The following is a 24128-nucleotide window of genomic DNA, read 5'->3' as shown; positions in this document are numbered from 1 at the left end:
TTTGTCCCACATGGCGGATCACCACACGGATTTCGTCGATGGGGGGTCAAGATTGATGGACGTCAACCGATACAGAGTCTGAGGACGTATAATCTGCGCGGCCGCAATACGGCTTGCGAGGCAACCTAGGAGCCCCCATGGAGTTTTTTCAGCATTTACAGCTCAAGTACAAGTTCTGGGCTGTCAACAGCGTCACCTTTGTCAGCACCGTATTGCTGGTAGTGGTCGCTCTCTGGGTGGAGCAGGACCGGATTCATCTGGTGCGCCAGGACCTGGCCCGGGACATGGTCCAACTCCTGCCCACGGATGCAGCGCCCGCGGGGTTACGCTGGCTGAATGCACCCTCTGCCGGGAATGCCGCGACCAGCTCTGCAACCTGGATTCCGGCAAGCGAGCTCGGCACTTCTGCAGCAAACGATCTGAACGGTGCCTGGGCGATCCAGCGTGAAGGCCAGGCCCGGTTGCTGGGGGTCGAACGGCAGGCATATCTGCCATTGCTGTTCGAACGCGCTCCGCTGTATGCGCTGGTAGTGCTGGTATTGATGCTCGGCGTGCTGGCCGTGTCCCAATTGCTGATCTCCTTCATCACCCGAAACATCCGCGCGCTGCGCGATGTCATGCTGACCGTCCAGGAAACCGGCGATCTGACCCTGCGCGCCAGGGCCACCTCTCGCGATGAGGTCGGCGCCATGGCCCAGGCATTCAATGCCATGCAGACCGCTCAGCAGGAGGTGGTGGGCACCGTACGCCTTGCCGCCAGCCAACTGGAACAGGGTACCGATGAAATGGCCCGACTGATGAGCGGGGTCAAGGATGGCATGGTGACCCAGCAAGGCGAGACCGATATGGTCGCCGCCGCGGTCAATGAAATGAGTGCCACCGTGCAGGACATTGCCGGCAATACCGCGGTGACCCGCGATCAGTCGTCCCAGGCCGATGCCCTGGCCCGCGAGGGCCGCGACCAGGTGGTCCAGGTCAGCCAGACCATCACCGGCCTGGCCACCAGCATCGAACGCTGTACCCAGCACATGCAGAAACTGGAAGGTCACAGCCAGGAAATCAGCGGCGTGGTTCGAGTGATCCGTGATATTGCCGAGCAGACCAACCTGCTGGCGCTCAATGCCGCCATCGAAGCGGCACGGGCAGGCGAATCGGGGCGCGGTTTCGCGGTTGTCGCTGATGAGGTCCGTGCCCTGGCCCAGCGGGTCCAGAACTCCACCGATGAAATCCAACGGATGATCGAGGCTCTGCAGGGTGGCACCCATGACGCGGTAGCGGACATGCAGGATAGCGCACGGCTGACCCATGAATCAGTCGAGCAAGTGGAACAGGCTGGGTATTCGCTGGCGGAGATTACCGCCTCGGTCAGTCAGATAAGCAACGGCAACAGCGAAATCGCATCCGCGGTCGAGCAACAGAGCGTGGCCGCCGAAGCCATCACCCAGAGCGTTATCCAGATCCGTGATGTCACCGAGCAGACGGTGATGCAAACCGTGCAGAGCGCCACCACCAGTGAGCAACTGGCAGCCCTGGCGCACCAACTCAATGCTGCCGTCGGCCGCCTGAAAACCTGAAGACAGGTCCGGGGCCCCATCCGTCTTACCGGCTGGGGCCCCATGGTCATTACTGCAGAACAATACGCTCCCGGTTTCTTTCAATGGTCGCCGGGCCGACTCCCTTGACCACGGCCAGTTGGTCAACCGATTCGAACGAGCCATTCTCCTGCCGATAGGCAACAATGGCCTCGGCCTTGGCCAGCCCGATTCCCTTCAGCGTTTCAGCGATTTCCGCAGCGCTGGCATCGTTGATATTGACGGTCACCAGCGGCTCGGCTCCAATCTCGGCAAACACCGGCGTGGCGAACCAGGCAGACAGGCTTAGCAGTACAGCGGCAACAATGGTTTTCATGGATTTCATGGTCTTTCTCCCTTTGAATGAATTGCCGCACATCAAGGGAGAAAACCTCAACCAGTCGACTGACAACGCGCTTCCCTGCGGCGTTGCCCAAGCTACCCAGAAGCTCCGCGCAACAAAAGCCTCTGCTGTCATATATGTGAAAAACGTCTCACAAAGCGGGCACACTCTGCCCATATCGAGGTGGCATCTCGGCCCGCCCAATGTCATTATGCCTTCACCTCGGATCGGGACACGAAAAGGATAGCCCCTGTGGACGATGCCATACCGCTGCTGGTATGTGACGACTCGAACATGGCCCGCAAGCAGCTGATTCGCTGCCTGCCGGCCAACTGGCCGTTCCGGGTCAGCCAGGCGGACAACGGCCTGTCCGGTCTGCAGGCGATTCGTGACGGGCGCGGCCAGATCGTCCTGCTCGACCTGACCATGCCCGAACTGGATGGCTTCGGCATGCTCGCCCGCATGCGCGAGGAAGGCCTGCAAGCCGACGTCATCGTTATCTCCGGCGACGTTCAGGAAGAAGCCATACGCCGTGCCAAGGCGTTGGGTGCAAGGACCTTCATCAAGAAGCCGGTGCAGCCGCCGGAGCTGGAAGCCGCCCTGCTCGGCCTGGGCAGAGGCTTGCCGCCAGCCTCGAGCGCAGCCCCGACACAGCATCATCCCCTGCCCTTGGTCAATTTCCGTGATGCCTTCCGCGAGGTGGCAAATATAGCCATGGGCCGCGCCGCCGAATTGCTGGGCCGGGTGCTCGATGTTTTCATCCACCTGCCGATCCCCAACGTCAACATCCTCGAAGTAGGCGAACTGCAGATGGCCCTGGCCGATGCCCAGGGAAACCAGCACGTCTCGGCCATCTGCCAGGGCTACATCGGCAGCGGCATCGCCGGTGAAGCGCTGCTGATCTTCCATGACGCCGAGATCAGCGACGTGGCCAGCCTGCTGAACAACCGACTGGACAGCAGCTCGCGCCTGGAACTACTGCTGGACCTGGCGACCATCATCATCGGCGCCTGTCTCAATGGCTTGTCCGAGCAACTTGGCATGCAGCTGTCACAGGGGCACCCGCTGGTACTCGGGCAGCATTGCACGATCGACGAGCTGATCCGACTCAATCGCCCACGCTGGAAACGGACTCTGGCGGTGGAAATCAGCTATGCACTGGAAAACCATGACATTCAGTTCGATCTGATGCTGCTGTTCACCGAAGATTCGGTACCCAGGCTGCAACAGAAGATCGAGCTCCTGATCAATTGAATGCGATGCACGAGACGATGAGCCGCCATGTCCACCCTATTTGATATCAGTGAACTGCACTGGCTGCTGGACGTGGTCCAGAGCATCGATGTCGGTGTGGTGGTACTGGATCGGGACTACCGTGTCCAGGTCTGGAACAGTTTCATGGAAAACCACTCGGGCAAGCCGGCCAGCCATGTCTCTCAGCAATCGCTGCTCGACCTGTTTCCGGAGATCGACCGCCCCTGGTTTACCCACAAGGTCGAGACTGCCCGCATGCTCGGCACCCGCGCCTTCACCATCTGGGAACAACGTCCTTATCTGGTGCGTTTCAAGAGCTATCAGCCGATCACCGGGCAGGCGGACGAGATGTACCAGAACGTTACCATACTGCCCCTGCGCACGGTCAGTAACCAGTCAGACCATGTCTGCCTGATCATCTATGACGTGACCAATGTGGCGATCAACAAACTGCAGCTGGAAACCGCCAATACCCAACTGCAGGAGCTGGCGCTGCGCGACGGGTTGACCGGGTTGCTCAACCGTCGCCACTGGGAAAGTTGCCTGGAACACGAGTTTGCCCGGCATACCCGGTATAGCAGCCCAGCCAGCCTGGTGATGTTCGACATCGATCATTTCAAGTGTCTCAATGACACCCATGGCCACCGCGCCGGTGACGAGGTCATCCGCCGGGTGGCCGGAATGACCCGGCAGATGGCGCGCGAGACCGACTATGCCGGCCGCTATGGCGGTGAGGAATTCGTCGTGCTGCTGCCTGATACCGACCTGCAGGGCGCCGGTCAGTTCGCCGAACGCCTGCGCACTGGCATCGCGCAGTTGAACATCGAGCATGAGGGGCAGACGCTGTCATGCACCATCAGCGTCGGCGTAGCCTGCCTGCACAGTGACATGCCGGGCTACAACATGCTGATCGAGGAAGCCGACCGCGCCCTGTATCAATCCAAGGCCGGTGGCCGCAACCGGACCACCCTTGGCATAGCCGGGGAGCGGGTTCCCCGGACCCAGGCCTAGCGGGTGGCGTCCAGCCCGCGCTGCAGATCGGCGCGCAGATCGTCGACCTCTTCCAGACCGACCGCCAGACGAATCAGCCCTTCGCGAATACCCGCCGCCTCGCGCGTCTCTGCGCTCAAACGGCCATGGGTAGTGCTGGCCGGATGGGTGATGGTGCTCTTGGCATCGCCCAGGTTGGCGGTGATGGATACCAGGCGCGTGGCATCGATAAAACGCCATGCCGCCTCGCGCCCACCGCGGACTTCGAAACTGACCACGGCGCCGAATGCCGACTGCTGTGACCTGGCCAGCTCATGCTGCGGGTGACTGGGCAGGCCGGCATAGTAGACGTGCTCGACCTCCGGCTGCTGCTCCAGCCATTCGGCCAGTTGCTGGGCCGATGCGCAATGCGCCGCCATGCGCAGGCGCAAGGTTTCCAACCCCTTGAGAAATACCCAGGCGTTGAACGGGCTCAGACTCGGGCCGGCGGTACGCAGAAAACCGACCACTTCCTGCATGTGTTCCTTGCGGCCAGCCACCACGCCGCCCAGGCAGCGGCCCTGACCATCGATGTACTTGGTCGCCGAATGGATGACGATATCCGCTCCCAGATCCAGCGGCTTCTGCAGCGCCGGGGTACAGAAACAGTTATCCACCGCCAGCAGCACACCCTGCTCCCTGGCTACTGCCGCCAGACCACGGATATCCACCAGCTCGGCCAGCGGATTGGACGGCGACTCGACGAAGAACAGTCGGGTGTTGGGCTTGCAGGCACCACGCCACTCATCCAGATCGGCCAGGGTGACGTAGTCCACCTCGATACCGAAGCGCTGGAAATACTTGTCGAACAGGCTGACGGTCGCACCGAATACACTGCGCGATACCAGGATATGGTCACCGGCGCTGCACAGGCTCATCACCGTAGCCAGGATCGCCGCCATGCCGGACGCCGTGGCTACCGCCTGTTCGGCATTCTCCAGCGCGGCGATCCGCTGCTCGAAGGTACGCACGGTCGGGTTCATGTAGCGGGAATAGACGTTGCCGGCACGCTCACCGGCAAAGCAGGCAGCCGCGTCAGCGGCGCTGCGGAATACATAACTGGAGGTCAGGAACAGGGCCTCGCCATGCTCGCCCTCCGGTCCGCGCTGCTGCCCGGCGCGCACCGCCAGGGTATCGAATCCGACGTCATCCAGATCGCTGTCCAGACGCCCCGCTTGCCATTCAGATGTCATCTACGCCTCCCTGGTGACTCAGTTGTTGTGCAGGCCGATGACCGCATTGTCGACATTGGTCAGCGCCTTGGCCGCATCATTGCGCGATTGCTCGATCCTGCCCAGATATGCCTCGTTGATATCGCCGGTCACGTACTCGCCGTTGAATACCGAACAGTCGAACTCGGTGATCGCCGGGTTGCCCTCGCGCACCGCCTCGACCAGGTCTTCCAGATCCTGATAGATCAGCCAGTCGGCACCGATCAGCTCGGCCACCTCGTCGGTGGTGCGGTTATGGGCGATCAGTTCGTGGGCCGATGGCATGTCGATACCATACACATTGGGGTAGCGTACCGCTGGCGCGGCCGAACAGAAATAGACGTTCTTCGCTCCGGCTTCACGGGCCATCTGGATGATCTGCCGGCAGGTAGTGCCACGGACAATGGAGTCATCCACCAGCAACACGTTCTTGCCGCGGAACTCCAGCTCGATGGCATTGAGCTTCTGGCGCACCGACTTCTTGCGGGCCGCCTGGCCGGGCATGATGAAGGTACGGCCGATATAACGGTTCTTGACGAAGCCCTCGCGGAACTTGACGCCCAGGTGGTTGGCCAGCTCGACCGCCGAAGTACGACTGGTATCCGGGATCGGAATGACCACGTCGATGCCATGTTCGGGCCGCTCGCGCAGGATCTTCTCCGCCAGCTTCTCCCCCATGCGCAGCCGCGCCTTGTACACCAGCACCCCATCGATCATCGAGTCCGGGCGAGCGAGATAGACGTGTTCGAAGATGCAGGGCGAATACTTGGGATTCTCGGCGCACTGGCGGGTGAAGAGTCTGCCATCCACGGTGATGAACACCGCTTCGCCGGGGGCCAGATCGCGAATGGTCTCAAAACCCAGTACGTCCAGCGCCACACTTTCCGACGCGATCATGTACTCGACGCCATTGTCGGTATCACGCTTGCCGTAGACGATCGGACGAATGCCGTTGGGGTCACGGAAACCGACGACGCCATGCCCGGTGACCATCGCCAGCGCGGCGTAGCCGCCGCGGCAGCGGTTGTGCACCGCGCGCACGGCCTTGAAGATATCCTCTTCGGTCGGCTTGAGTTTGCCCTCACCGGCCAGCTCGTGGGCGAAGACGTTGAGCAGCACCTCCGAGTCGGAGTTGGTGTTGACGTGACGCAGATCCGATTCGTAGATCTCCTTGGACAGCTGCTCGACGTTGGTCAGATTGCCGTTGTGCGCCAGAGTGATGCCGTAGGGGGAGTTCACGTAGAACGGCTGCGCTTCGGCCGAGGTCGACGAGCCGGCGGTCGGATAACGCACATGGCCCAGGCCCATGTTGCCGACCAGCCGCTGCATGTGGCGTTGATGAAAGACATCCCGCACCAGGCCGTTGTCCTTGCGCAGAAACAGACGATCATTATCGCAGGTCACGATGCCGGCGGCGTCCTGGCCGCGATGCTGCAGGACGGTCAAGGCATCGTAGAGCGCCTGATTGACGTTCGACTTGCCTACTATGCCAACAATGCCACACATGGCTAATCACCTTCTTTCGTTGAAATGGAAAACACCGGCAGCGGCGGAACGCACCGGCATCAGCGACCGAAGAGCCCGAGAATGAGATTCTTTGACCAATCCGCCACAAGGAGAAAATGGGGAATAAGTGTCGATTCGCGCCACCAGGTGTCTGCCTCCACGGGAGCCAGACTCAGCAGGCCGACGGCCACGACCACCAGCAGCGCACCACGCGCCGCACCGAAAACCATACCCAGAAAACGATCGGTACCGGTCAGCCCGGTCACCAGCACCAATTGCCCGATCAGATAATTGATCAGGCCACCCAGAATCAGGGTCAGCACAAACAGAATGGCGCAAGCCGTAATGACACGAATGGATGGGGTGGCGATGTAGTCGACCAGCAGGTCCGCCAGCGCACCACCGAACAGCCAGGCTACCAGCCCGGCGATGACCCAGGTCAGCAGCGACAGCGCTTCCTTGACAAAGCCCCTGGTCAGGCTGATCAGAGCGGAGACGGCAATTACAGCGATTATCGCCCAGTCAACGCCGGCTAATGTCACGGTCAGGCACCCAATAACGAAAAGCGTATTCTAACAGAGGCAAGTGCCACATCGAAACAGGCAATCTGTACCAACAGCATTACTTAACACCGTCATCCCTCGCCTTCACGAAGGGTGACGGGTATAGAGAGCGGCCAAGGCGCCGTTCGGCTCAACGTGCCCCTGTGCTGGCATCATGGGCCACGACCAGCCCCTTGCTCTTGTGCCGCCGCTCCAGTTCGTCACGCACCCGGGTGGCGCCGTCGCGACTGGCCAATGGACCGACGTAGACGCGCACGATGGTCTTGCCGCCAGACTGCGCAGAGCGGGTATAGGCGTTGTAGCCCTGCTCCGCCAGCGTCTTGCGGAAGCTGTCGGCATTTTCAGCACTGGAGAAGCTGGCCAGCTGAATCACCCAACCTCCCGCTGCTGGCACGCTGGCTGGCGGCTCGGGCTCGGCGGCTGGCGGTGGGGCTACCACTGGCTCACTGGCCAGCGGTTCTGCCGGCTCGTTCAACACAGCGGTGGCTGGCGGCGCGGTGTCTTCCAGTGCTGGTGGAGGAATCTCCGGGACCGGCGCCGGCTCGGGAAGGGTCGGCGGCAGCGCCGCAACGATGTCGGTATCATCAGGCACCGGCGTAGCGGGCACCTCCACTTCGACCTGTACGGTCTCATCCTGTCCGGATAGCAGCATCGGCAGGAAGATCACCGCCGCCACCACCAGCACCAAGGCACCAATGATGCGCTGCTTGAGGCCTTCGTCCATCATTTGTCTCCGCTGGTTTGAGCATTCAGCCAGAGTATGGCCTCAGAGACGCAGAAAAACGACCCGAAAATGACGATTTCCACGTCCGCGGGCGTATCGTCCAGCTGTCGGGCGATGGCATCGCCTATGGAGGCACAGGCCCGCGCCGGTTCGCCAGCCGCCTGGAGATCAGCGGCCAGGGACTCTGCATCACGGCTGCGCGGGGTCGGCAGGGGCGCCACCGCCCAGGAACGGAAGTGGCCGCCCAGGGGCTGGAGAATGCCCTGCAGATCCTTGTCCGACAACAGGCCGAATACCGCATGACGGTAGCCAGGCTCGCTGTGCAGGTGTGCGGCCAGGAAGGCCGCCGCCTGCGGATTGTGACCGACATCCAGCAGCAACCTGCGCGCCTGCCCCTTCCACTGCACTGTCCGACGGTCCAGGCGGCCCGGCACGAAAGCTGCCACCAGGGCAGCAAAAATCTGTTCATCGGGCATATCCAGGCCGGCGGCCCAGAAAGCCTGCACTGCCGTGCACAGGTTGTCACGCGGCAGACGCACCGGTGGCACATCGATAGACCGGCGCTGCCGCTCATCCACGCCGAACAATTGCCAGGCGCCCTGCTCGCCCTGTCGCCAGCCGTAATCCCTGCCCCGCTGCAGCATGCTGACCTCGAGCTGCTGCACCTGTGCGGCAAAGCGTGGCGGCACATCGGTTTCCGAACACACCAGCATGCCCCCGTGACGCAGTATGCCGGCCTTCTCGTAACCTACCGAATCACGCGAATCACCCAGATAGTCGCTGTGATCCAGGCCGATACTGGTGACGACCGCCACATCGGCATCGACGATATTCACCGCATCGAGACGTCCACCCAGGCCCACTTCCAGCACTACGGCATCCAGTCCGGCGCGCTTGAACAACCACAATGCGGCCAGCGTACCGAACTCGAAATAGGTCAGGGAAATATCACCACGGGCCTGGTCGATGGCGGCAAAGGCCTGGCACAGATCGGCATCACCGACCGGCTGGCCGTCGATACTGACACGTTCGTTGTAGTGCACCAGGTGCGGTGAGGAGTAACAGCCGCTGCGCCGACCGGACTGGCGCAACAGACTGTCGAGGGCGGCGCAGGTGGATCCCTTGCCGTTGGTCCCGGTCACGGTGAACACCAGCGGTGCCGGGTTGGTGATGGCCAGGCGTGAAGCCACTTCGGCCACCCGCCCCAACCCCATGTCGATTTCCGAGGGATGCAGCCCTTCGAGCCGCTGCAGCCAGGCGGCCAGATCCAGATTGCGCATCAGGCCTGGCCAGCCAGTTCCTCGCCTTCGCCCGGCACATCGGCATCGCTGACGACCGGTGACGGCTGGCTGGTCAGCATGGCCAGGATCGACGCCAGGCGGTCACGCATTTCGCTGCGCGGGATGATCATGTCCAGGGCACCGTGGTCCAGCAGGAATTCGCTGCGCTGGAAGCCCACCGGCAGTTTCTCGCGCACGGTCTGCTCGATAACTCGTGGCCCGGCGAAACCGATCAGCGCATTCGGCTCGGCCACGTTGAGATCACCGAGCATCGCCAGGCTGGCCGATACGCCACCGTATACCGGATCGGTCATGACCGAGATGAAGGGAATCCCCTCTTCCTTGAGACGCGCCAGCACCGCACTGGTCTTGGCCATCTGCATCAGCGAGAACAGCGCCTCCTGCATACGTGCACCACCGGAGGCCGGGAAGCATACATAGGGGATGCGCTCACGCAGGGCGACTTCGGCACCGCGCACGAAACGCGCACCCACCACGCTGCCCATGGAGCCGCCCATGAAATTGAACTCGAAGGCGCTGGCCACCAGCGGCATACCCTTGAGGTAGCCCTGCATCACCACCAGCGCATCCTTCTCGCCGGTTTCCTTCTGCGCGGCAGTCAGGCGGTCCTTGTATTTCTTGGTGTCGCGGAACTTGAGCTTGTCGACCGGCTCCAGTTCGGCAGCAATTTCGCTGCGCCCATCGACATCGAGGAAGATGTCCAGGCGGCGGCGCGCATTGATGCGCAGGTGATGGCTGCACTTGGGGCAGACATCCAGATTTTTTTCCAGCTCCGGACGGTACAGCACCGCGTCGCAGGAAGGACACTTGCGCCACAATCCTTCAGGCACACTGCTCTTCTGCGTCTCGGAACGCACGATGGAAGGAATCAGTTTATCCACCAGCCAGTTGCTCATTGCCAATCCTTATCTGTTGTCTGCTTTGACCAATATGTCCGATCGCTCAGCGATCCATGGCTGCCCGCATGTCGCGGATGACCGCGGTGATGCCGGCGCGGGCCTGCTCCAGGTCACCGACATGCGCGGCAATCTGACGGACCAGTACGGAGCCGACCACCACACCATCGGCCACGCCGGCTACCGCAGCGGCAGAGGCACCGTCACTGATGCCGAAACCGACGCCGATCGGCAGGTCGGTGACGCTGCGCAGCTGCTCCAGTTTTTCTGCTACCTCGGTGACGTTCAAAGCAGCCGATCCGGTCACACCTTTGAGTGAAACATAATAGACATAGCCACTGGCATGCTCGCAGATTTTGCGCGCACGCTCGAGGGTGGTGGTCGGTGCCAACAGGAAGATGCAGTCCAGACCGTGCTGGCGAAACAGCGGCGCTACCTGCTCGGCTTCTTCCGGCGGCAGGTCCACGGTCAGCACGCCATCGATACCGGCCTCGGCCGCCTGTTCGGCGAACGCCTGGTAGCCCATCCTCTCGATCGGATTCAGGTAACCCATCAGCACCACCGGCGTGGTCTGATTGGTGACGCGGAACGCACGCACCATGTCCAGCACATCGCGCAGACTGACGTTGTGCGCCAACGCCCGCTCCATGGCCAGTTGAATGACCGGGCCGTCGGCCATCGGATCGGAGAACGGCACGCCCAGCTCGATCACATCGACACCGGCCTCGACCAGTTCATGCATCAGCGGCAGCATCATTTCCGGGCTCGGGTCACCCGCGGTGACATAGGGAATCAGCGCCTTGCGGCCTTCGGCCCGCAGCGCAGCGAAACACTGTTCAATTCGGCTCATGTCTGGTCCTTTAAATGCTGATGCCATCGATGCCAGCGACGGTATGAATGTCCTTGTCACCGCGACCGGACAGGTTCACCACGATGATCTGGTCCGGGCGCATGGTCGCCGCCAGCTTCATTGCATAGGCCACCGCATGGCTGGATTCCAGTGCCGGCATGATGCCTTCTACGCGGGTCAGCTCGCGGAAGGCCGCCAGTGCTTCGGTATCGGTAGCGTCAACGTAGTTGACCCGGCCGATATCCTTCAGCCAGCTGTGCTCCGGCCCGACGCCGGGATAGTCCAGGCCGGCGGACACCGAATGGGTTTCAATGATCTGGCCATTGTCGTCGGCCATCAGGTAGGTGCGGTTGCCGTGCAACACACCCGGCTGGCCGGCGGCCAGCGGCGCTGCATGGCGGCCGGTCTCCAGGCCGTCACCGCCTGCCTCGACACCGTACATGGCGACATCCTGATCCTCGAGGAAGGGATGGAACAGGCCGATGGCATTGGAGCCACCGCCCACGCAGGCCACCAGCGCATCGGGCAGACGCCCGGCCTGGGTCAGGCACTGCTCACGGGCCTCGCGGCCGATCACGCACTGGAAGTCGCGTACCAGCTGCGGGTAAGGATGCGGGCCGGCCACGGTGCCGATGATGTAGAAGGTGTCATCGATATTGGTCACCCAGTCGCGCATGGCTTCATTCATCGCGTCCTTGAGCGTCTTCGAGCCGGATGTCACCGGAATCACCTCGGCGCCGAGCAGCTTCATCCGGTACACGTTCAGCGCCTGGCGCTTGACGTCCTCGGCCCCCATGTACACCTGGCACTTCAGACCCAGACGGGCAGCCACCGTGGCGGTGGCCACGCCATGCTGGCCGGCACCAGTCTCGGCGATGACCCGGGGCTTGCCCATGTGCTTGGCCAGCAGCGCCTGCCCAATGGTGTTGTTGACCTTGTGCGCGCCGGTATGGTTCAGGTCCTCGCGCTTGAGCCAGATCTGCGCCCCACCGATCTTGGCGCTCAGGCGCTCGGCGAAATACAGCGGCGACGGACGGCCGACATAGTGCGCCAGATCGCGATCGAACTCGGCCTGGAATGCCGGGTCCTGGCTCAGCTTGCTGTACAGCGCCTGCAGCTCTTCGAGCGCGTCCATCAGCGTCTCGGAGACGAAGCGACCGCCATAGGGGCCAAAATGGCCGTACTGGTCGGGCACGCTCGTGTAATCGATAGGGGTTGAATCAGACACGCTTCACCTCTTGAATAAAAGCGTTGATTTTGGCGACATCCTTGATTCCCCTGGCGGCCTCGACACCGCCGCTGACATCCACCGCCCAGGGCGTGGTGAGATCGATGGCCTGGCGAACATTGTCCGCTTGCAGGCCACCGGCCAGAACCAGCGTCCAGTTGCGCTGGGCAGGAATCATGGACCAGTCGAAAGTCTCTCCGGTGCCACCCGGCACACCGGGTTTATAGCTGTCCAGCAGGATGCCACTGGCTCCCGGCCAGCGGCCGGCCAGCGCGTCCAGGTCATCCCCTGCCCGCACCCGTACGGCCTTCAGATAGGGACGCACGAACCGCTGGCAGAATGCCTCCGGCTCATCGCCATGGAACTGCAGCATATCCAGCGGCACCTGCTCCAGCACCCGTCGGATGGTCTCTTCGCTGGCATCCACGAACAGCCCGACACTGGTAACGAAGGGGGGCAGCGCCTGCACGATGGCCCTTGCCTGCTCGATGCTCACTGCCCGCGGGCTGGCAGCATGGAATACCAGGCCGATGGCATCCGCCCCCGCCTGCGCAGCCGCCAGTGCATCCTCGATGCGGGTGATGCCACAGATTTTGACACGCGCCATAGACAAGCCGGACACCTTGAATAATCAAAGCAGACGATAGTAGCAGATCAGGCTGCGGGACGTCAGTCCAGCTCGTTGAGCGGCGCCAGAAAATGTGGCCCCATATAGCGCTGGGGCAGTTCGAAGTGATCAGCGTAGGTCACATCCACCAGGTACAGACCGAACGCCGGAGCGGTCAAACCGCCGGTGTGGCGATTGCGGGCGTGCAGGATTTCCGCTGCCCATTCGATCGGCCGTTCGCCACAGCCGATCTGCATCAGCACCCCGGCAATATTGCGCACCATGTGATGCAGGAAGGCATTGGCACGAATATCCAGCACGATGAACTTGCCGAAGCGAATCAGCTTGAGGTGATGGATGGTCTTGACCGGCGACTTGGCCTGGCAGGCGACCGCCCGGTAGGAGGTGAAATCGTGCTCCCCGACCAGTACCTGGGCCGCTTCCTTCATGCGTTCGATATCCAGCGGCCGGTAGTTCCAGGTGACCTCGCGCCCCAGATGCGCCGGCCGAACCGGATCGTTGTAGATCACATAGCGATAACGCCGGGCCATGGCGGAAAAGCGCGCATGAAAATCCATGCCCACCGGCTTGGCCCAGACGAAGCTGATATCGTGCGGCAGGTTGGCATTGGCGCCATGGAACCAGTTCGTCGGCTCACGCCTGGCGCTGCTGTCGAAGTGGATGATCTGGCAGGAGGCATGCACTCCGGCGTCCGTGCGCCCGGCACAGAACAGTTGAACGGGATGGTTGGCCACCCGCGACAACGCCTTCTCCACTTCCTCCTGGATACTCTTCACACCCGGTTGCTGGCGCTGCCAGCCGCGGTAGGCGGTGCCGCTGTATTCCACGCAGGCAGCCACCCTTGAAACAACAGCGGCCGCCCCGGAGGCGGCCGCATCTTCAGTCTTACTGCTCATGTATCAGCCAAGTTGCCCCATCATTTCACGCGCGTCCTGTTGCTGCTGTTCAGTCCCTTCCTCCACCACTTCGGCAAGGATATCACGCGCGCCTTCCTCATCGCCCATATCGATATAGGCGCGAGCCAGATCCAACTTGGTGGCGCATTCATCGGTATCCGACAGGAAGTCGAAATCTTCATCCAGACCATCGGCGCTCATCGGGCCCTCATTGGCGGTGGTGGCAAATCCGACATTGCCGGTATCCTGCTGCTCGAGCCCCTGCTCGGCCTGCATGGCCGTCTGCAGTTGCGCCTCGAAGCCGGCCAGGTCATCGTCGGTCAAGGTGAAGCTGTCGTCCTCTGTCGGCGCCACCGGCTCGATATCGCCAGCAGTCTCGCCCGGCTGCTGGGTATCAGCCAGGCCCATGGCCTCGAACTCGGCCAGCAGGTTATCCGCCTGCAGCTCGTCATCGAGGTTCAGGTCGAAATCATCTGTCGATGCTTCGGCCAATGGCGATACATCCAGCGGTTGCTCCGTCTCGAGCAGCTCAGGCGACGTATCGAGGGCGGCTTCCAGGTCACTCGCAGCCGGTGCGGGCAGCTCCTCGTCCAGGTCGAAATCCAGATCGAAGCCGATCTCCTCCCCGGCGTCGCCAGCCAGGGACGCAGCGGTTTCCTCTTCCAGTCCGAAGTTGCTGAAATCGAACTCTTCAGCCTCGCCATCCAGTAGCGCGGGCTCCTGCGCGCTGGCAGCCGCATCGGCAACCAGTTCCTGCGGATCGTCAAGCTCATCCTCTTCGGCGGCTACGCCGGCGTCCAGCAACGCGGCACCGGTCATCAGACCAGCCGCCATCAATGGATAGCGGGCATGCATCATTTCAACCGCAGCACCGTCCACGCCCAGACTGCGCAAGGCCTGTGCCTGCTCGGAATATCCCTGGAGGTTCTCCCGCAGCGCCTCGACTTCCATCATTTTCAGACGCAGATCAGTACGCTCTGGCTCCTGGTCGATGGCTGCCTGCAGCACCTCGGCCGCTTCATCCAGCTTGCCGTAGGCGATCAGTGCATCCGCCTCGGTCAGCGGGTCCCGGGCAATGTCCATATCCTGCGGCGCTTCGTCCTGCACGTCTGCCAGTGCCACGTTGAAATCATCGCCCTCATCGGCTGCCGTCTCCTGGATGGCCGACTCGGCCATGAAGCTATCGGCCGCCTCGGCCTCGCGCCGGGCATTGCGCCGGGCGATGGCCATCAGGATCAGCAACAGCATCAGCAGCGCGACCGCGCCGGTGCCGAACAACAGGCTCTGATTCTGCATGAATCGCTGCAGCAACGCCTCGGGCGAGTTGCCGGCGCTCTGCTCGGCACTCGGTGCGGTCGGTGTCGGCGGCACCGGAGTGGAGCCATTGTCCGCAGGTGGCGGCGGCGCTTCGCTGGCTGGAACCACAGGAGGCACTACGGCCACCTGTTCGTTATCGTCATTGGCTTCTTCGTCCCCGCCGCCGGATTCGGCATCGGAATCGGCCGCGACCTCGTCGCCAGGCAGGCTATCGGCATCCACCGGCTGCTCAGGCGAGTCGAGGGCAATGACCTCGTCAGCCGCGGGATTCTCTTCCGGTACCGGCAGGATGTCGGGCAGCTCGTCGTTGCCGCTCAATTCCTGCTGCAACGCTGCCAGTTGTGCATCCTTCAGCTCCAACAGGCGCTGCAGCGTTTCCAGCTGGCCCTGGATATCCGCCAGACGCTCGTTGAGTTCGGTTTTCTCACGTTCGGCGGAGTCCAGTTGCTCCTTGGTCCGATCCAGCGCATCGCGCAGGCCGCCGTTCTGGCCCTCGGCCGAATCGGTGTTGTTGTCGCTGGCCTCATCCGCGCCGGCCACCAGGCGCAGGGAGTCCTCGTTCCGACTCTGCGCAGGTGCCGCGCCGGCAGTACTGCGCTCACGCGCATCCAGTTGTCGCGGTGCCGGCTCGGCAGTTGGCTGGCGGTTTTGCCAGGCCGCAGTCTGGCTGCTCACTTGCGCCACCGCATCGGCGCGGTTGCGCACAGCCGCCTGCTCAGCCGTGGGCAGGGTCAGCGTCTGTCCGGCCTTGAGATTGTTGATGTTGTTGCCGATGAAGGCGTTGGGGTTCAGGTCCTGAATCGCCAGCATGGTCTGATGCACGCTGGCACCCTGCGGGCGACTTTGCAACGCGATTGCCCACAGGGTATCGGCGCGACTGGTCTGCCATTGCCCGTCTGCCGACGTGGCTGGCTGGGCGGCTGGCGCAGCCCGACGGACCGGAGCGCTGGCGGCCGGTGCCGAGGCAGGCGCGCTTGCGGAGGGACGGTTCAGCGTACCGGAGGTGGTCGAAGCCGGCGGGGTTGCCGCGGCGCTGGCGGTGATCGGGGTGGGCTGGTACAGCGGCGGGTCCAGCAGCAGAGTGAACTCGCGCAGCACCCGGCCTGAAGGCCAGCGTACCTCCATCAGGAAGTTCAGGTAGGGTTCCTTGACCGGGCGACTGGAAGTCACCTTGATGAAGGCCTTGCCGTCCGGCCTGACCATGGGGGTAAAGGTCAGGTCGGTCAGAAAGAACGAACGGTCGATGCCGGCCTTGCCGAAGTCATCAGGCGACGCCAGCACCGAGCGTATTTCACTACTGGTCAGATCGCGGACCTGCAGCAGCTCAATTTCGGCATCCAACGGCTGATTCAGGGCTGACCGCAGGTTGATTTCCCCAACCCCCAGCGCCTGGACCATATTGGATGACATCAGGGCACTAGCTGCGGCGACAGCCAAAACCAGTTTGCGAACCATAGCGAAGATCCTTTGCTTTTATCGTTTACACGCGTCCATGAACCCCATCACCGCACTACCGGCCTGGTGATATCGCCGGCAACCGGCAACCTGAAATCAGTCGAGCTCAAAATCAGTGTTTGCCCGGAAATACCTGACCTGTCTGTTACAAATCAGCAGCAAGTATCGATTACAAATAGTCTTTTATCAATAACTCGGCGACAGCAAGACTGTTAAGTGCGACACCTTTCCGAAGATTATCAGACACGACCCACAAACTGATACTGAGCGGATCAAAAGAATCCTGACGCAGGCGCCCCACCCAGACCTGGTCACTACCGGTGGCATCACTGACCGGTGTCGGATAGCCGCCAGCCGCCGGCTTGTCGAGCAATTTGACGCCCGGCGCCTTGCGCAGCAGCGTGGCGGCGCGCTTGGTGGTCAGCGGGTCACGGGTACGAATCTGCATCACCTGGGCGCTGCCGAAGAAAGTCGGTACCAGAACGCAGGTAGCCGATACCGGCAGCTGCGGCAGCGCCAGAATCCGGCGGACATCATCGGCCAGGCGGCGTTCTGCCGGGCTGCTGCCGTCCTCCTCCACCTCACCGATACGCGGAATCAGGTTGAAGGCAGCCTGCTTGTCGAATGCCCCCTTCTCCGCCGGCTGGCCATTGAGCAGACGACCGGTCTGCAATGCCAGGGCCTCGACCTCGTCATTACCCTGGGTCGACATCGACTGGTAGGTCGCCACGGTGACCGACTGCAATCCAGCCTGCTCAATCAACGGCTGCAGGGCAACCAGCGTCTGCACGACCTGGGCGTCGGGACAGGCAACGATACCGCGCTGGCGCGCGCCCTCCAGCGCCTGTGGGTTGACCTCGGCAACCACCAGCGGCACCTCCGCCTCATGGCGGAATGCACCACAGGCATCCACCACCAGGCAGCCGGCGGCAACGGCGGGCTGCGCCCAGTCAGCAGCCAGTTGCGCATCGGCGAACAGCACCAGAGCGACCCGGGAAAAGTCGAAGCGCTCGAGCACTTCCACCCGCTGGCTCTGCCCCTTGAGCATGGGCCGCCCACCAGCGCGTTCCTCGGTATCCAGCAAGTGGATCTGCCCGAAGGCAAAATCCTGCTCATCCAGCACATTGAGCAGCGCTTCCCCTACCAGGCCACTCATTCCTACCAACGCCACATCACGGGTCTTGCTCATATAGGGACTTCCCAAACGAATCTGAATCTACAAAAAGCAAGGGGCATCCCCGCCAGGCGGGGATGCCCCTCATCATGTCACCAACCGGATCGGCTCAACCCTCGAGCAGAATCCGCAGCATGCGCCGCAGCGGCTCAGCGGCACCCCACAGCAACTGGTCGCCGACGGTAAAGGCCGACAGGTACTGCGAGCCCATATTGAGCTTGCGCAGACGGCCAACCGGCACCCGCAGGGTCCCGGTCACGGCAGTCGGAGTCAGGTCACGGACGCTGGCTTCCTTCTCGTTCGGTACCACCTTGGACCAGGGATTGTGCGCATCCAGCATGGCTTCGATATCCGCCAGCGGGACATCCTTGTTCAGCTTGATGGTCAGCGCCTGGCTGTGGCAACGCATGGCACCGATACGCACGCAGATGCCATCGACCGGGATCGGACGGCCGCTGCGACCGATGATCTTGTTGGTCTCGGCCTGGGCTTTCCACTCTTCGCGGCTCTGGCCATTGGGCAGTTGCTTGTCGATCCAGGGGATCAGGCTGCCGGCCAGCGGCACACCGAAGTTCTCCGCCGGAAAGCTGTCATCCCGCAGGGTCGCTGCCACCTGGCGATCGATATCCAGGATGGCGCTGGCCGGGTCCGCCAGCGGGTCGGCAACCGAGGCGTGGATCGCGCCCATCTGATTGATCAGCTCGCGCATGTTCTGCGCACCGGCGCCACTGGCAGCCTGGTAGGTCATGGCGGTCATCCACTCGACCAGGCCGTTCTCGAACAGACCACCCAGCCCCATCAGCATCAGGCTGACGGTGCAGTTGCCGCCGACGAAGGTCTTGATGCCATCACGCACGGCCTGGTCGATATTGCGGCGGTTGACCGGGTCAAGCACGATGACCGCTTCGTCTTCCATGCGCAGCGCCGAGGCAGCGTCGATCCAGTAGCCCTTCCAGCCTTCGGCCCGCAGCTTGGGATAGACCGCATGGGTATAGTCCCCGCCCTGGCAGGTAATGATGACATCCATCAGCTTGAGGGCTTCGAGGTCGTAAGCATCCTTCAGCGCGGGAATGTCCTTGCCGATATCAGGACCGGTGCCACCCACATTGGACGTGGTGAAGAAAACCGGATCGATGGAGGCAAAGTCATTCTCCTCACGCATACGTTGCATGAGCACCGAACCCACCATGCCCCGCCAGCCGATCAAACCAACTTGTTTCATAACTGCAGACCCCCATGGGGTGAAAATTCTCGACAGACTGTACCCGGCAACGCCGGGTACAAATTAAGCAATGCGACAGACTACAGGTTTTTCAGTGCTGCTACCACGGCATCACCCATTTCCCGGGTGCTGACCTGTTGGCAACCTGTCGCCATGATATCACCGGTGCGCAGGCCCTGATCCAGCACCTGACTGACGGCCTTCTCGATGGCGTCCGCGGCGGCGGTTTCAGCGAAGCTGTAGCGCAGCATCATGGATACCGACAGGATGGTTGCCAGCGGGTTGGCGATGCCTTGCCCGGCGATATCCGGCGCGCTGCCATGGCAGGGCTCGTACATGCCCTGGTTCTGCGCATTCAGCGAGGCCGACGGCAACATGCCGATGGAACCGGTGAGCATCGAGGCCTGGTCGGACAGAATGTCGCCGAACATGTTGTCGGTGACGATCACGTCGAACTGCTTGGGCGCCCGCACCAGCTGCATGGCGGCGTTATCGACGTACATGTGCGACAGCTCGACGTCCGGGTAATCCTTCGCCACCTCTTCCACCACTTCGCGCCACAGCTGACTGGATGCCAGCACGTTGGCCTTGTCCACCGAGCACAGCTTCCTGTTGCGCAGGCGGGCCATGTCGAAACCGACGGTGGCGATACGGCGGATCTCGCTTTCGCTGTAGGGCAGCGTGTCGTAGGCCTGGCGCTCGCCATTGTCCAGCACCCGGCGCTCGCGTGGCTGGCCGAAGTAGATGCCACCGGTCAACTCACGGACGATGAGGATGTCCAGGCCGGACACCACTTCCGGCTTGAGCGTGGAGGCCTCGGCCAACTGCGGATACAGCAGCGCCGGACGCAGGTTGCCGAACAGACCCAGCTGCGAGCGGATCTTCAGCAGCCCGCGCTCGGGACGCAGCGCCGGATCAATGCTGTCCCACTTGGGACCGCCGACCGCACCCAGCAGGATGGCGTCGGCCTGACGTGCCCGCTCCAGGGTCTCATCGGCCAGCGGCACGCCATAGCGATCATAGGCGGCACCGCCGAGGTCGTCGTAGCTCAGCTCCACGCCCAGTTCAAACTTGTCGCTGGTCAGCTGCAGTACCTTGACCGCTTCGGCAACGATTTCCGGGCCAATGCCGTCACCCGGAAGAATCAGAATGTTTTTCATGGCTTTCCTTGAATAAAGGTCTTCACTTGATGGCGTCAAACAGCCAGGGCTGTACCTGGCGGTGGCGCTGCTCGAACTCGCGGATGGCATCAGCGTCCTGCAGGGTCAGGCCAATGTCGTCCAGACCGTTGAGCAGGCAATGCTTGCGAAACTCGTCGATCTCGAAGCTGTAGCTCTTGCCGTCCGGTCGGGTCACGGTCTGCGCCTGCAGATCAACGGTCAGTTGGTAGCCTTCCTGCGCTTCGGTCTGCTGGAACAGATCATCGATATCTTCTTCAGGCAAAACAATGGGTAACAGACCATTCTTGAAGCTGTTATTGAAGAAAATATCGGCAAAGCTGGGAGCCAGTACCGCGCGGAACCCATACTCCTCCAGAGCCCAGGGCGCGTGCTCACGACTGGAGCCACAACCGAAGTTCTCCCGCGCCAGCAGTACGCTGGCGCCCTGGTAGCGCGGCTGGTTGAGGACGAAATCGGGGTTCAACGGACGATTGCTGTTGTCCTGTCCCGGATAGCCTTCATCCAGATAACGCCACTCGTCAAACAGGTTGGGGCCGAAGCCGGTGCGCTTGATCGACTTGAGAAACTGCTTGGGAATGATCTGGTCGGTGTCCACGTTGGCCCGATCCAGCGGCGCTGCCAAGCCGGTGTGTGTAGTAAAGGGCTTCATGCAGTCGCCTCCTCTGTGAGCATGTCACGCACGTCTACGAAATGACCGGCGATCGCCGCCGCTGCCGCCATGGCCGGGCTCACCAGATGGGTACGCCCGCCATTGCCCTGACGACCTTCGAAGTTGCGGTTGGACGTCGAGGCGCAATGCTCGCCCGGCTGCAGACGGTCGGGGTTCATCGCCAGGCACATGGAGCAGCCCGGGTCGCGCCATTCGAAGCCGGCCGCCTTGAAGATCAGATCCAGCCCCTCACGCTCGGCCTGCTCCTTGACCAGCCCGGAGCCCGGCACCACCATCGCCTGCTTGATACTGGCCGCCACCTTGCGCCCCTTGGCCACGGCGGCCGCTGCGCGCAGATCCTCGATCCGCGAGTTGGTGCAGGAGCCGATGAACACCCGGTCCAGCGCGATCGAGGTGATCGGCTGATTGGCTTCGAGGCCCATGTACTGCAGCGCGCGCTGATAACCGCTGCGCTTGACCGCATCGACCTGTTGCTGCGGATCGGGGACGTTGGCATCCACCGCCACCACCATCTCCGGCGAAGTGCCCCAGGACACCTGCGGCTTGATCTGCGCCGCATCCAGTTCAACCACGGTGTCGAACTGCGCATCGGCGTCGGATACCAGTTCCTGCCAGGCAGCCACGGCCTTGTCCCAGTCCTCGCCCTTGGGTGCGTAGGGGCGGTCCTTGACGTAGGCGATGGTCTTCTCGTCGCAGGCCACCAGGCCAACGCGAGCGCCCGCTTCAATAGCCATGTTGCACACGGTCATGCGCCCTTCCATCGACAGGCCGCGAATCGCCGAGCCGGCGAATTCGATGGCATGGCCATTGCCGCCCGCGGTACCGATCTTGCCGATCACCGCCAGCACGATGTCCTTGGCGGTGACGCCAAAGCCGAGTTCACCTTCGACCAGGACCAGCATGTTCTTCATCTTCTTGGCCACCAGGCACTGGGTAGCCAGCACATGCTCCACTTCGGAGGTGCCGATACCGTGTGCCAGCGCACCGAAGGCACCATGGGTGGCGGTATGCGAGTCGCCACAGACGATGGTCATGCCGGGCAGAGTCGCGCCCTGCTCCGGCCCGACCACGTGGACGATACCCTGGCGGCGGTCGGTCATCTTGAACTCCAGGATGCCGAAGTCGCGGCAGTTGTCATCCAGCGTGGTGACCTGCAGTTTGGAGACCTGGTCCTCGATCCCGGCGACACCAGCGGCGCGGTTGTCGGTCGGCACGTTGTGGTCCGGCGTGGCCAGGTTGGCGTCGATGCGCCAGGGCTGACGAGCAGCCAGGCGCAAGCCTTCGAAGGCCTGCGGCGAGGTCACTTCATGCAGCAGATGGCGGTCGATGTACAACAGGGCCGAGCCATCATCCCGTTGTTTGACGAGGTGGCTATCCCAAAGCTTGTCGTAAAGCGTCTTGGCGGACATGCTTGTCTCCTGAATCGGGCTATTGGCCGTCCGTCACGGCGATATGCCGGCGGACAGCTTCTTCTGATCACGATTCGATGGTAAGAGCTGGCCAACAATAAAACAAATTCATTATATTCATGCATTGGATAACCAACAGGAATCCGACATGGATACAGCCAATTTCGATGCCTTCCTCGCCGTGGCCGCCACCGGCTCCTTCTCGCGAGCGGCGGAACAGCTGCATCTGACCCAGCCGGCGGTGAGCAAGCGCATCGCCACACTGGAGCAGCAGCTCAACGTGCGGCTGTTCGATCGCATCGGCAAGCATGTCGACCTGACCGAAGCCGGCCGCGCGCTCAAGCCCCGCGCCGAGCTGATCATCAATGCGCTGAACGACACCCGCCGGGCACTGGGCAACCTGTCGGCGACCATCCAGGGCCGTCTGCGCCTGGCGACCAGCCACCATATCGGCCTGCACCGCCTGCCACCGATATTGCGCCGTTTCACCAAGGCCTACCCCGGTGTGGTGCTGGATATCCAGTTCCTGGATTCCGAGGTGGCCTATGAAAAAGTGTTGCACGGGGAAATCGAACTGGCAGTGATCACCCTGGCTCCCGAGGTGGAAGCGCCGATCGTCGCCACCCACATCTGGGACGACCCGCTGGAGTTCGTAGTCGCGCCGGAGCATCCGCTGGCCGACGCGCAGCGTGTTCAGCTACGGCAACTGGCAGCCTATCCGGCAGTATTTCCCGGTACTACCACCTTCACCCACCGGGTGGTCAACCAGTTGTTCGAGCGGCACCAGATCAGCCCGCAGATCAGCATGAGTACCAACTATATGGAGACCATCAAGATGCTGGTCTCCATCGGCCTGGCCTGGAGCGTGCTACCGCGGACCATGGTCGATTCGCAGGTTCGCGTGCTGCAGATCCCCCGGACCCGACTGGTACGCGCACTGGGCTGCATCCACCACAGCGGACGCACCCTGTCCAATGCCGGACAGGCGCTCATCGCCCTATTGCAGGATGAGGCCGGCTACCCGGCCCTGCACATGAAAGACTGAACTTGTGCATGGCGCTGTGGTCCCAGCGTTACCACTTGCGGGTTGCCGCAGCAGATCAATACGTCACACTGGAAGTCAGGGAATCACCATGAACAAGTCAATGTTGTCAGGTATCGTCATCGGCGCAGTTGTAGCCACTGCCGGAGGGGCCATTGCCGGATACAACGCACTGTCCGACAAGACACCCACCCATGCCGAGGTGCTCAACGTTGTCGAACTCAAGGAAAACGAGCGCATTCCCCGCGAGGTCTGCGAGCAGGTTGCCGTGACCCGCCAGAAGCCGGTCCAGGATCAGCATCAGGTGCTGGGCAGCGTGGCTGGCGCAGTGATTGGCGGCGTGCTGGGTAACCAGGTCGGCGGCGGCTCGGGCAAGAAAATCGCCACGGTAGCCGGCGCAGCCGCTGGCGGCTATGCCGGTAACAAGACCCAGGAACGCATGCAGCAGAACAACACCTACACCACTACCGAACAACGCTGTAAAACCGTATATGACAGCAAGGAAAAGGTCGTCGGTTATCAGGTCGATTACAGCATCGGCGACGAAACCGGCAGCGTACGCATGGACCGCCACCCCGGTAACCGGATTCCGCTGCAGGATGGCCAGTTGGTGCTGAGCGCCAACCAGTAACGCCCCGCCCCCCAGCCGCAGCACAAC

The 24128-nt window shown here is 62.3% G+C and carries 22 protein-coding genes; 5 read left to right on the top strand and 17 right to left on the bottom strand.

All coding sequences use genetic code 11. The features are described from left to right. Positions 1 to 137 precede the first annotated feature (137 nt). Entirely contained in the window at positions 138 to 1574 is a 1437-nt protein-coding gene (locus tag CQ007_RS08360) for a methyl-accepting chemotaxis protein (RefSeq protein WP_105645030.1), read from the top strand. 49 nt (positions 1575 to 1623) lie between these two features. Here the strand turns inward: CQ007_RS08360 and CQ007_RS08355 are convergent, their stop codons facing one another. Further along, entirely contained in the window at positions 1624 to 1917 is a 294-nt protein-coding gene (locus CQ007_RS08355; RefSeq protein WP_105645028.1) for a ComEA family DNA-binding protein, read from the bottom strand. 249 nt (positions 1918 to 2166) lie between these two features. Here CQ007_RS08355 and CQ007_RS08350 point away from each other — a divergent pair, with 249 nt between their 5' ends. Both CQ007_RS08350 and CQ007_RS08345 read left to right on the top strand, forming a co-directional pair. Further along, positions 2167 to 3168, top strand: a complete 1002-nt coding sequence (locus CQ007_RS08350; protein ID WP_256582237.1) for a response regulator — start codon at positions 2167 to 2169, stop codon at positions 3166 to 3168. Positions 3169 to 3195: 27 nt separating this feature from the next. Continuing rightward, complete coding sequence (locus tag CQ007_RS08345) at positions 3196 to 4179, top strand: diguanylate cyclase (RefSeq protein WP_105645026.1); 984 nt, start codon at positions 3196 to 3198, stop codon at positions 4177 to 4179. Here the strand turns inward: CQ007_RS08345 and CQ007_RS08340 are convergent. The 16 genes from CQ007_RS08340 to leuC form a co-directional block, all read right to left on the bottom strand. Next, the gene (locus CQ007_RS08340) at positions 4176 to 5390 is read right to left on the bottom strand and encodes an O-succinylhomoserine sulfhydrylase (protein WP_105645024.1); all 1215 of its coding nucleotides are present in this window, start codon (positions 5388 to 5390) and stop codon (positions 4176 to 4178) included. The two genes, CQ007_RS08345 and CQ007_RS08340, sit on opposite strands and share 4 nt — an antisense overlap. Positions 5391 to 5408: 18 nt before the next feature. Further along, a complete protein-coding gene (purF, locus tag CQ007_RS08335) occupies positions 5409 to 6914 on the bottom strand; it encodes an amidophosphoribosyltransferase (RefSeq protein WP_105645022.1) in 1506 nt (501 codons plus the stop codon). 59 nt (positions 6915 to 6973) lie between these two features. Next, positions 6974 to 7456, bottom strand: a complete 483-nt coding sequence (locus CQ007_RS08330; protein ID WP_105645020.1) for a CvpA family protein — start codon at positions 7454 to 7456, stop codon at positions 6974 to 6976. Positions 7457 to 7607: 151 nt separating this feature from the next. After that, complete coding sequence (locus CQ007_RS08325; RefSeq protein ID WP_105645018.1) at positions 7608 to 8204, bottom strand: SPOR domain-containing protein; 597 nt, start codon at positions 8202 to 8204, stop codon at positions 7608 to 7610. After that, on the bottom strand, positions 8201 to 9481 hold the full coding sequence (gene folC / locus CQ007_RS08320) for a bifunctional tetrahydrofolate synthase/dihydrofolate synthase (protein WP_105645016.1): 1281 nt from the start codon (positions 9479 to 9481) through the stop codon (positions 8201 to 8203). Before folC ends, CQ007_RS08325 begins: the two co-directional genes overlap by 4 nt. Continuing rightward, a complete protein-coding gene (gene accD, locus CQ007_RS08315) occupies positions 9481 to 10398 on the bottom strand; it encodes an acetyl-CoA carboxylase, carboxyltransferase subunit beta (RefSeq protein ID WP_105645014.1) in 918 nt (305 codons plus the stop codon). The genes folC and accD overlap by 1 nt, the downstream gene beginning before the upstream one ends. Positions 10399 to 10444: 46 nt before the next feature. Then, positions 10445 to 11248, bottom strand: a complete 804-nt coding sequence (gene trpA / locus CQ007_RS08310; protein ID WP_105645012.1) for a tryptophan synthase subunit alpha — start codon at positions 11246 to 11248, stop codon at positions 10445 to 10447. A gap of 10 nt (positions 11249 to 11258) precedes the next feature. Continuing rightward, the gene (gene trpB / locus CQ007_RS08305) at positions 11259 to 12476 is read right to left on the bottom strand and encodes a tryptophan synthase subunit beta (protein WP_105645010.1); all 1218 of its coding nucleotides are present in this window, start codon (positions 12474 to 12476) and stop codon (positions 11259 to 11261) included. Next, complete coding sequence (locus CQ007_RS08300; protein WP_105645008.1) at positions 12469 to 13089, bottom strand: phosphoribosylanthranilate isomerase; 621 nt, start codon at positions 13087 to 13089, stop codon at positions 12469 to 12471. The genes trpB and CQ007_RS08300 overlap by 8 nt, the downstream gene beginning before the upstream one ends. 56 nt (positions 13090 to 13145) lie before the next feature. Further along, on the bottom strand, positions 13146 to 14000 hold the full coding sequence (truA, locus tag CQ007_RS08295; protein ID WP_105645006.1) for a tRNA pseudouridine(38-40) synthase TruA: 855 nt from the start codon (positions 13998 to 14000) through the stop codon (positions 13146 to 13148). Between the two features lie 3 nt (positions 14001 to 14003). Next, the gene (locus CQ007_RS08290; protein ID WP_158256743.1) at positions 14004 to 16727 is read right to left on the bottom strand and encodes a FimV/HubP family polar landmark protein; all 2724 of its coding nucleotides are present in this window, start codon (positions 16725 to 16727) and stop codon (positions 14004 to 14006) included. Positions 16728 to 16941: 214 nt separating this feature from the next. Beyond that, a complete protein-coding gene (locus CQ007_RS08285; protein ID WP_105645002.1) occupies positions 16942 to 17961 on the bottom strand; it encodes an aspartate-semialdehyde dehydrogenase in 1020 nt (339 codons plus the stop codon). A gap of 94 nt (positions 17962 to 18055) precedes the next feature. Next, positions 18056 to 19168 (bottom strand): aspartate-semialdehyde dehydrogenase, encoded by a 1113-nt coding sequence (asd, locus tag CQ007_RS08280; protein ID WP_105645000.1) that lies wholly within the window; start codon positions 19166 to 19168, stop codon positions 18056 to 18058. Positions 19169 to 19248: 80 nt separating this feature from the next. Continuing rightward, positions 19249 to 20328 (bottom strand): 3-isopropylmalate dehydrogenase, encoded by a 1080-nt coding sequence (gene leuB / locus CQ007_RS08275; protein ID WP_105644998.1) that lies wholly within the window; start codon positions 20326 to 20328, stop codon positions 19249 to 19251. Positions 20329 to 20350: 22 nt separating this feature from the next. Further along, on the bottom strand, positions 20351 to 20998 hold the full coding sequence (gene leuD / locus CQ007_RS08270; RefSeq protein WP_105644996.1) for a 3-isopropylmalate dehydratase small subunit: 648 nt from the start codon (positions 20996 to 20998) through the stop codon (positions 20351 to 20353). Further along, entirely contained in the window at positions 20995 to 22428 is a 1434-nt protein-coding gene (leuC, locus tag CQ007_RS08265) for a 3-isopropylmalate dehydratase large subunit (RefSeq protein ID WP_105644994.1), read from the bottom strand. Before leuC ends, leuD begins: the two co-directional genes overlap by 4 nt. A gap of 148 nt (positions 22429 to 22576) precedes the next feature. Here leuC and CQ007_RS08260 point away from each other — a divergent pair, with 148 nt between their 5' ends. Continuing rightward, a complete protein-coding gene (locus CQ007_RS08260) occupies positions 22577 to 23473 on the top strand; it encodes a LysR family transcriptional regulator (RefSeq protein ID WP_105644992.1) in 897 nt (298 codons plus the stop codon). Positions 23474 to 23561: 88 nt separating this feature from the next. Continuing rightward, positions 23562 to 24101: a glycine zipper 2TM domain-containing protein gene (locus tag CQ007_RS08255; RefSeq protein ID WP_105644990.1), complete on the top strand. Its 540-nt coding sequence runs from the start codon at positions 23562 to 23564 to the stop codon at positions 24099 to 24101. The last annotated feature ends 27 nt before the right edge of the window (positions 24102 to 24128 follow it).

It is taken from the genome of Pseudomonas sp. MYb185, assembly GCF_002979975.1.
GTDB lineage: Bacteria > Pseudomonadota > Gammaproteobacteria > Pseudomonadales > Pseudomonadaceae > Halopseudomonas.
The sequence above is the reverse complement of the archived record's forward strand: the minus strand, read 5'-3'. Positions and strand labels throughout refer to the sequence as shown.

Excerpts from the sequence above, each read along its gene's own strand:
- CQ007_RS08345 (WP_105645026.1), top strand. The coding sequence starts at position 3,196 with ATGTCCACCCTATTTGATATCAGTGAACTGCACTGGCTGCTGGACGTG.
- CQ007_RS08290 (WP_158256743.1), bottom strand. The coding sequence starts at position 16,727 with ATGTCATCCAATATGGTCCAGGCGCTGGGGGTTGGGGAAATCAACCTG.
- CQ007_RS08255 (WP_105644990.1), top strand. The coding sequence starts at position 23,562 with ATGAACAAGTCAATGTTGTCAGGTATCGTCATCGGCGCAGTTGTAGCC.
- trpA (WP_105645012.1), bottom strand. The coding sequence starts at position 11,248 with ATGAGCCGAATTGAACAGTGTTTCGCTGCGCTGCGGGCCGAAGGCCGC.
- accD (WP_105645014.1), bottom strand. The coding sequence starts at position 10,398 with ATGAGCAACTGGCTGGTGGATAAACTGATTCCTTCCATCGTGCGTTCC.
- CQ007_RS08340 (WP_105645024.1), bottom strand. The coding sequence starts at position 5,390 with ATGACATCTGAATGGCAAGCGGGGCGTCTGGACAGCGATCTGGATGAC.
- purF (WP_105645022.1), bottom strand. The coding sequence starts at position 6,914 with ATGTGTGGCATTGTTGGCATAGTAGGCAAGTCGAACGTCAATCAGGCG.
- leuB (WP_105644998.1), bottom strand. The coding sequence starts at position 20,328 with ATGAAAAACATTCTGATTCTTCCGGGTGACGGCATTGGCCCGGAAATC.
- asd (WP_105645000.1), bottom strand. The coding sequence starts at position 19,168 with ATGAAACAAGTTGGTTTGATCGGCTGGCGGGGCATGGTGGGTTCGGTG.
- folC (WP_105645016.1), bottom strand. The coding sequence starts at position 9,481 with ATGCGCAATCTGGATCTGGCCGCCTGGCTGCAGCGGCTCGAAGGGCTG.
- CQ007_RS08260 (WP_105644992.1), top strand. The coding sequence starts at position 22,577 with ATGGATACAGCCAATTTCGATGCCTTCCTCGCCGTGGCCGCCACCGGC.
- truA (WP_105645006.1), bottom strand. The coding sequence starts at position 14,000 with ATGAGCAGTAAGACTGAAGATGCGGCCGCCTCCGGGGCGGCCGCTGTT.
- CQ007_RS08325 (WP_105645018.1), bottom strand. The coding sequence starts at position 8,204 with ATGATGGACGAAGGCCTCAAGCAGCGCATCATTGGTGCCTTGGTGCTG.
- leuD (WP_105644996.1), bottom strand. The coding sequence starts at position 20,998 with ATGAAGCCCTTTACTACACACACCGGCTTGGCAGCGCCGCTGGATCGG.
- CQ007_RS08285 (WP_105645002.1), bottom strand. The coding sequence starts at position 17,961 with ATGAGCAAGACCCGTGATGTGGCGTTGGTAGGAATGAGTGGCCTGGTA.
- CQ007_RS08355 (WP_105645028.1), bottom strand. The coding sequence starts at position 1,917 with ATGAAATCCATGAAAACCATTGTTGCCGCTGTACTGCTAAGCCTGTCT.
- leuC (WP_105644994.1), bottom strand. The coding sequence starts at position 22,428 with ATGTCCGCCAAGACGCTTTACGACAAGCTTTGGGATAGCCACCTCGTC.
- CQ007_RS08360 (WP_105645030.1), top strand. The coding sequence starts at position 138 with ATGGAGTTTTTTCAGCATTTACAGCTCAAGTACAAGTTCTGGGCTGTC.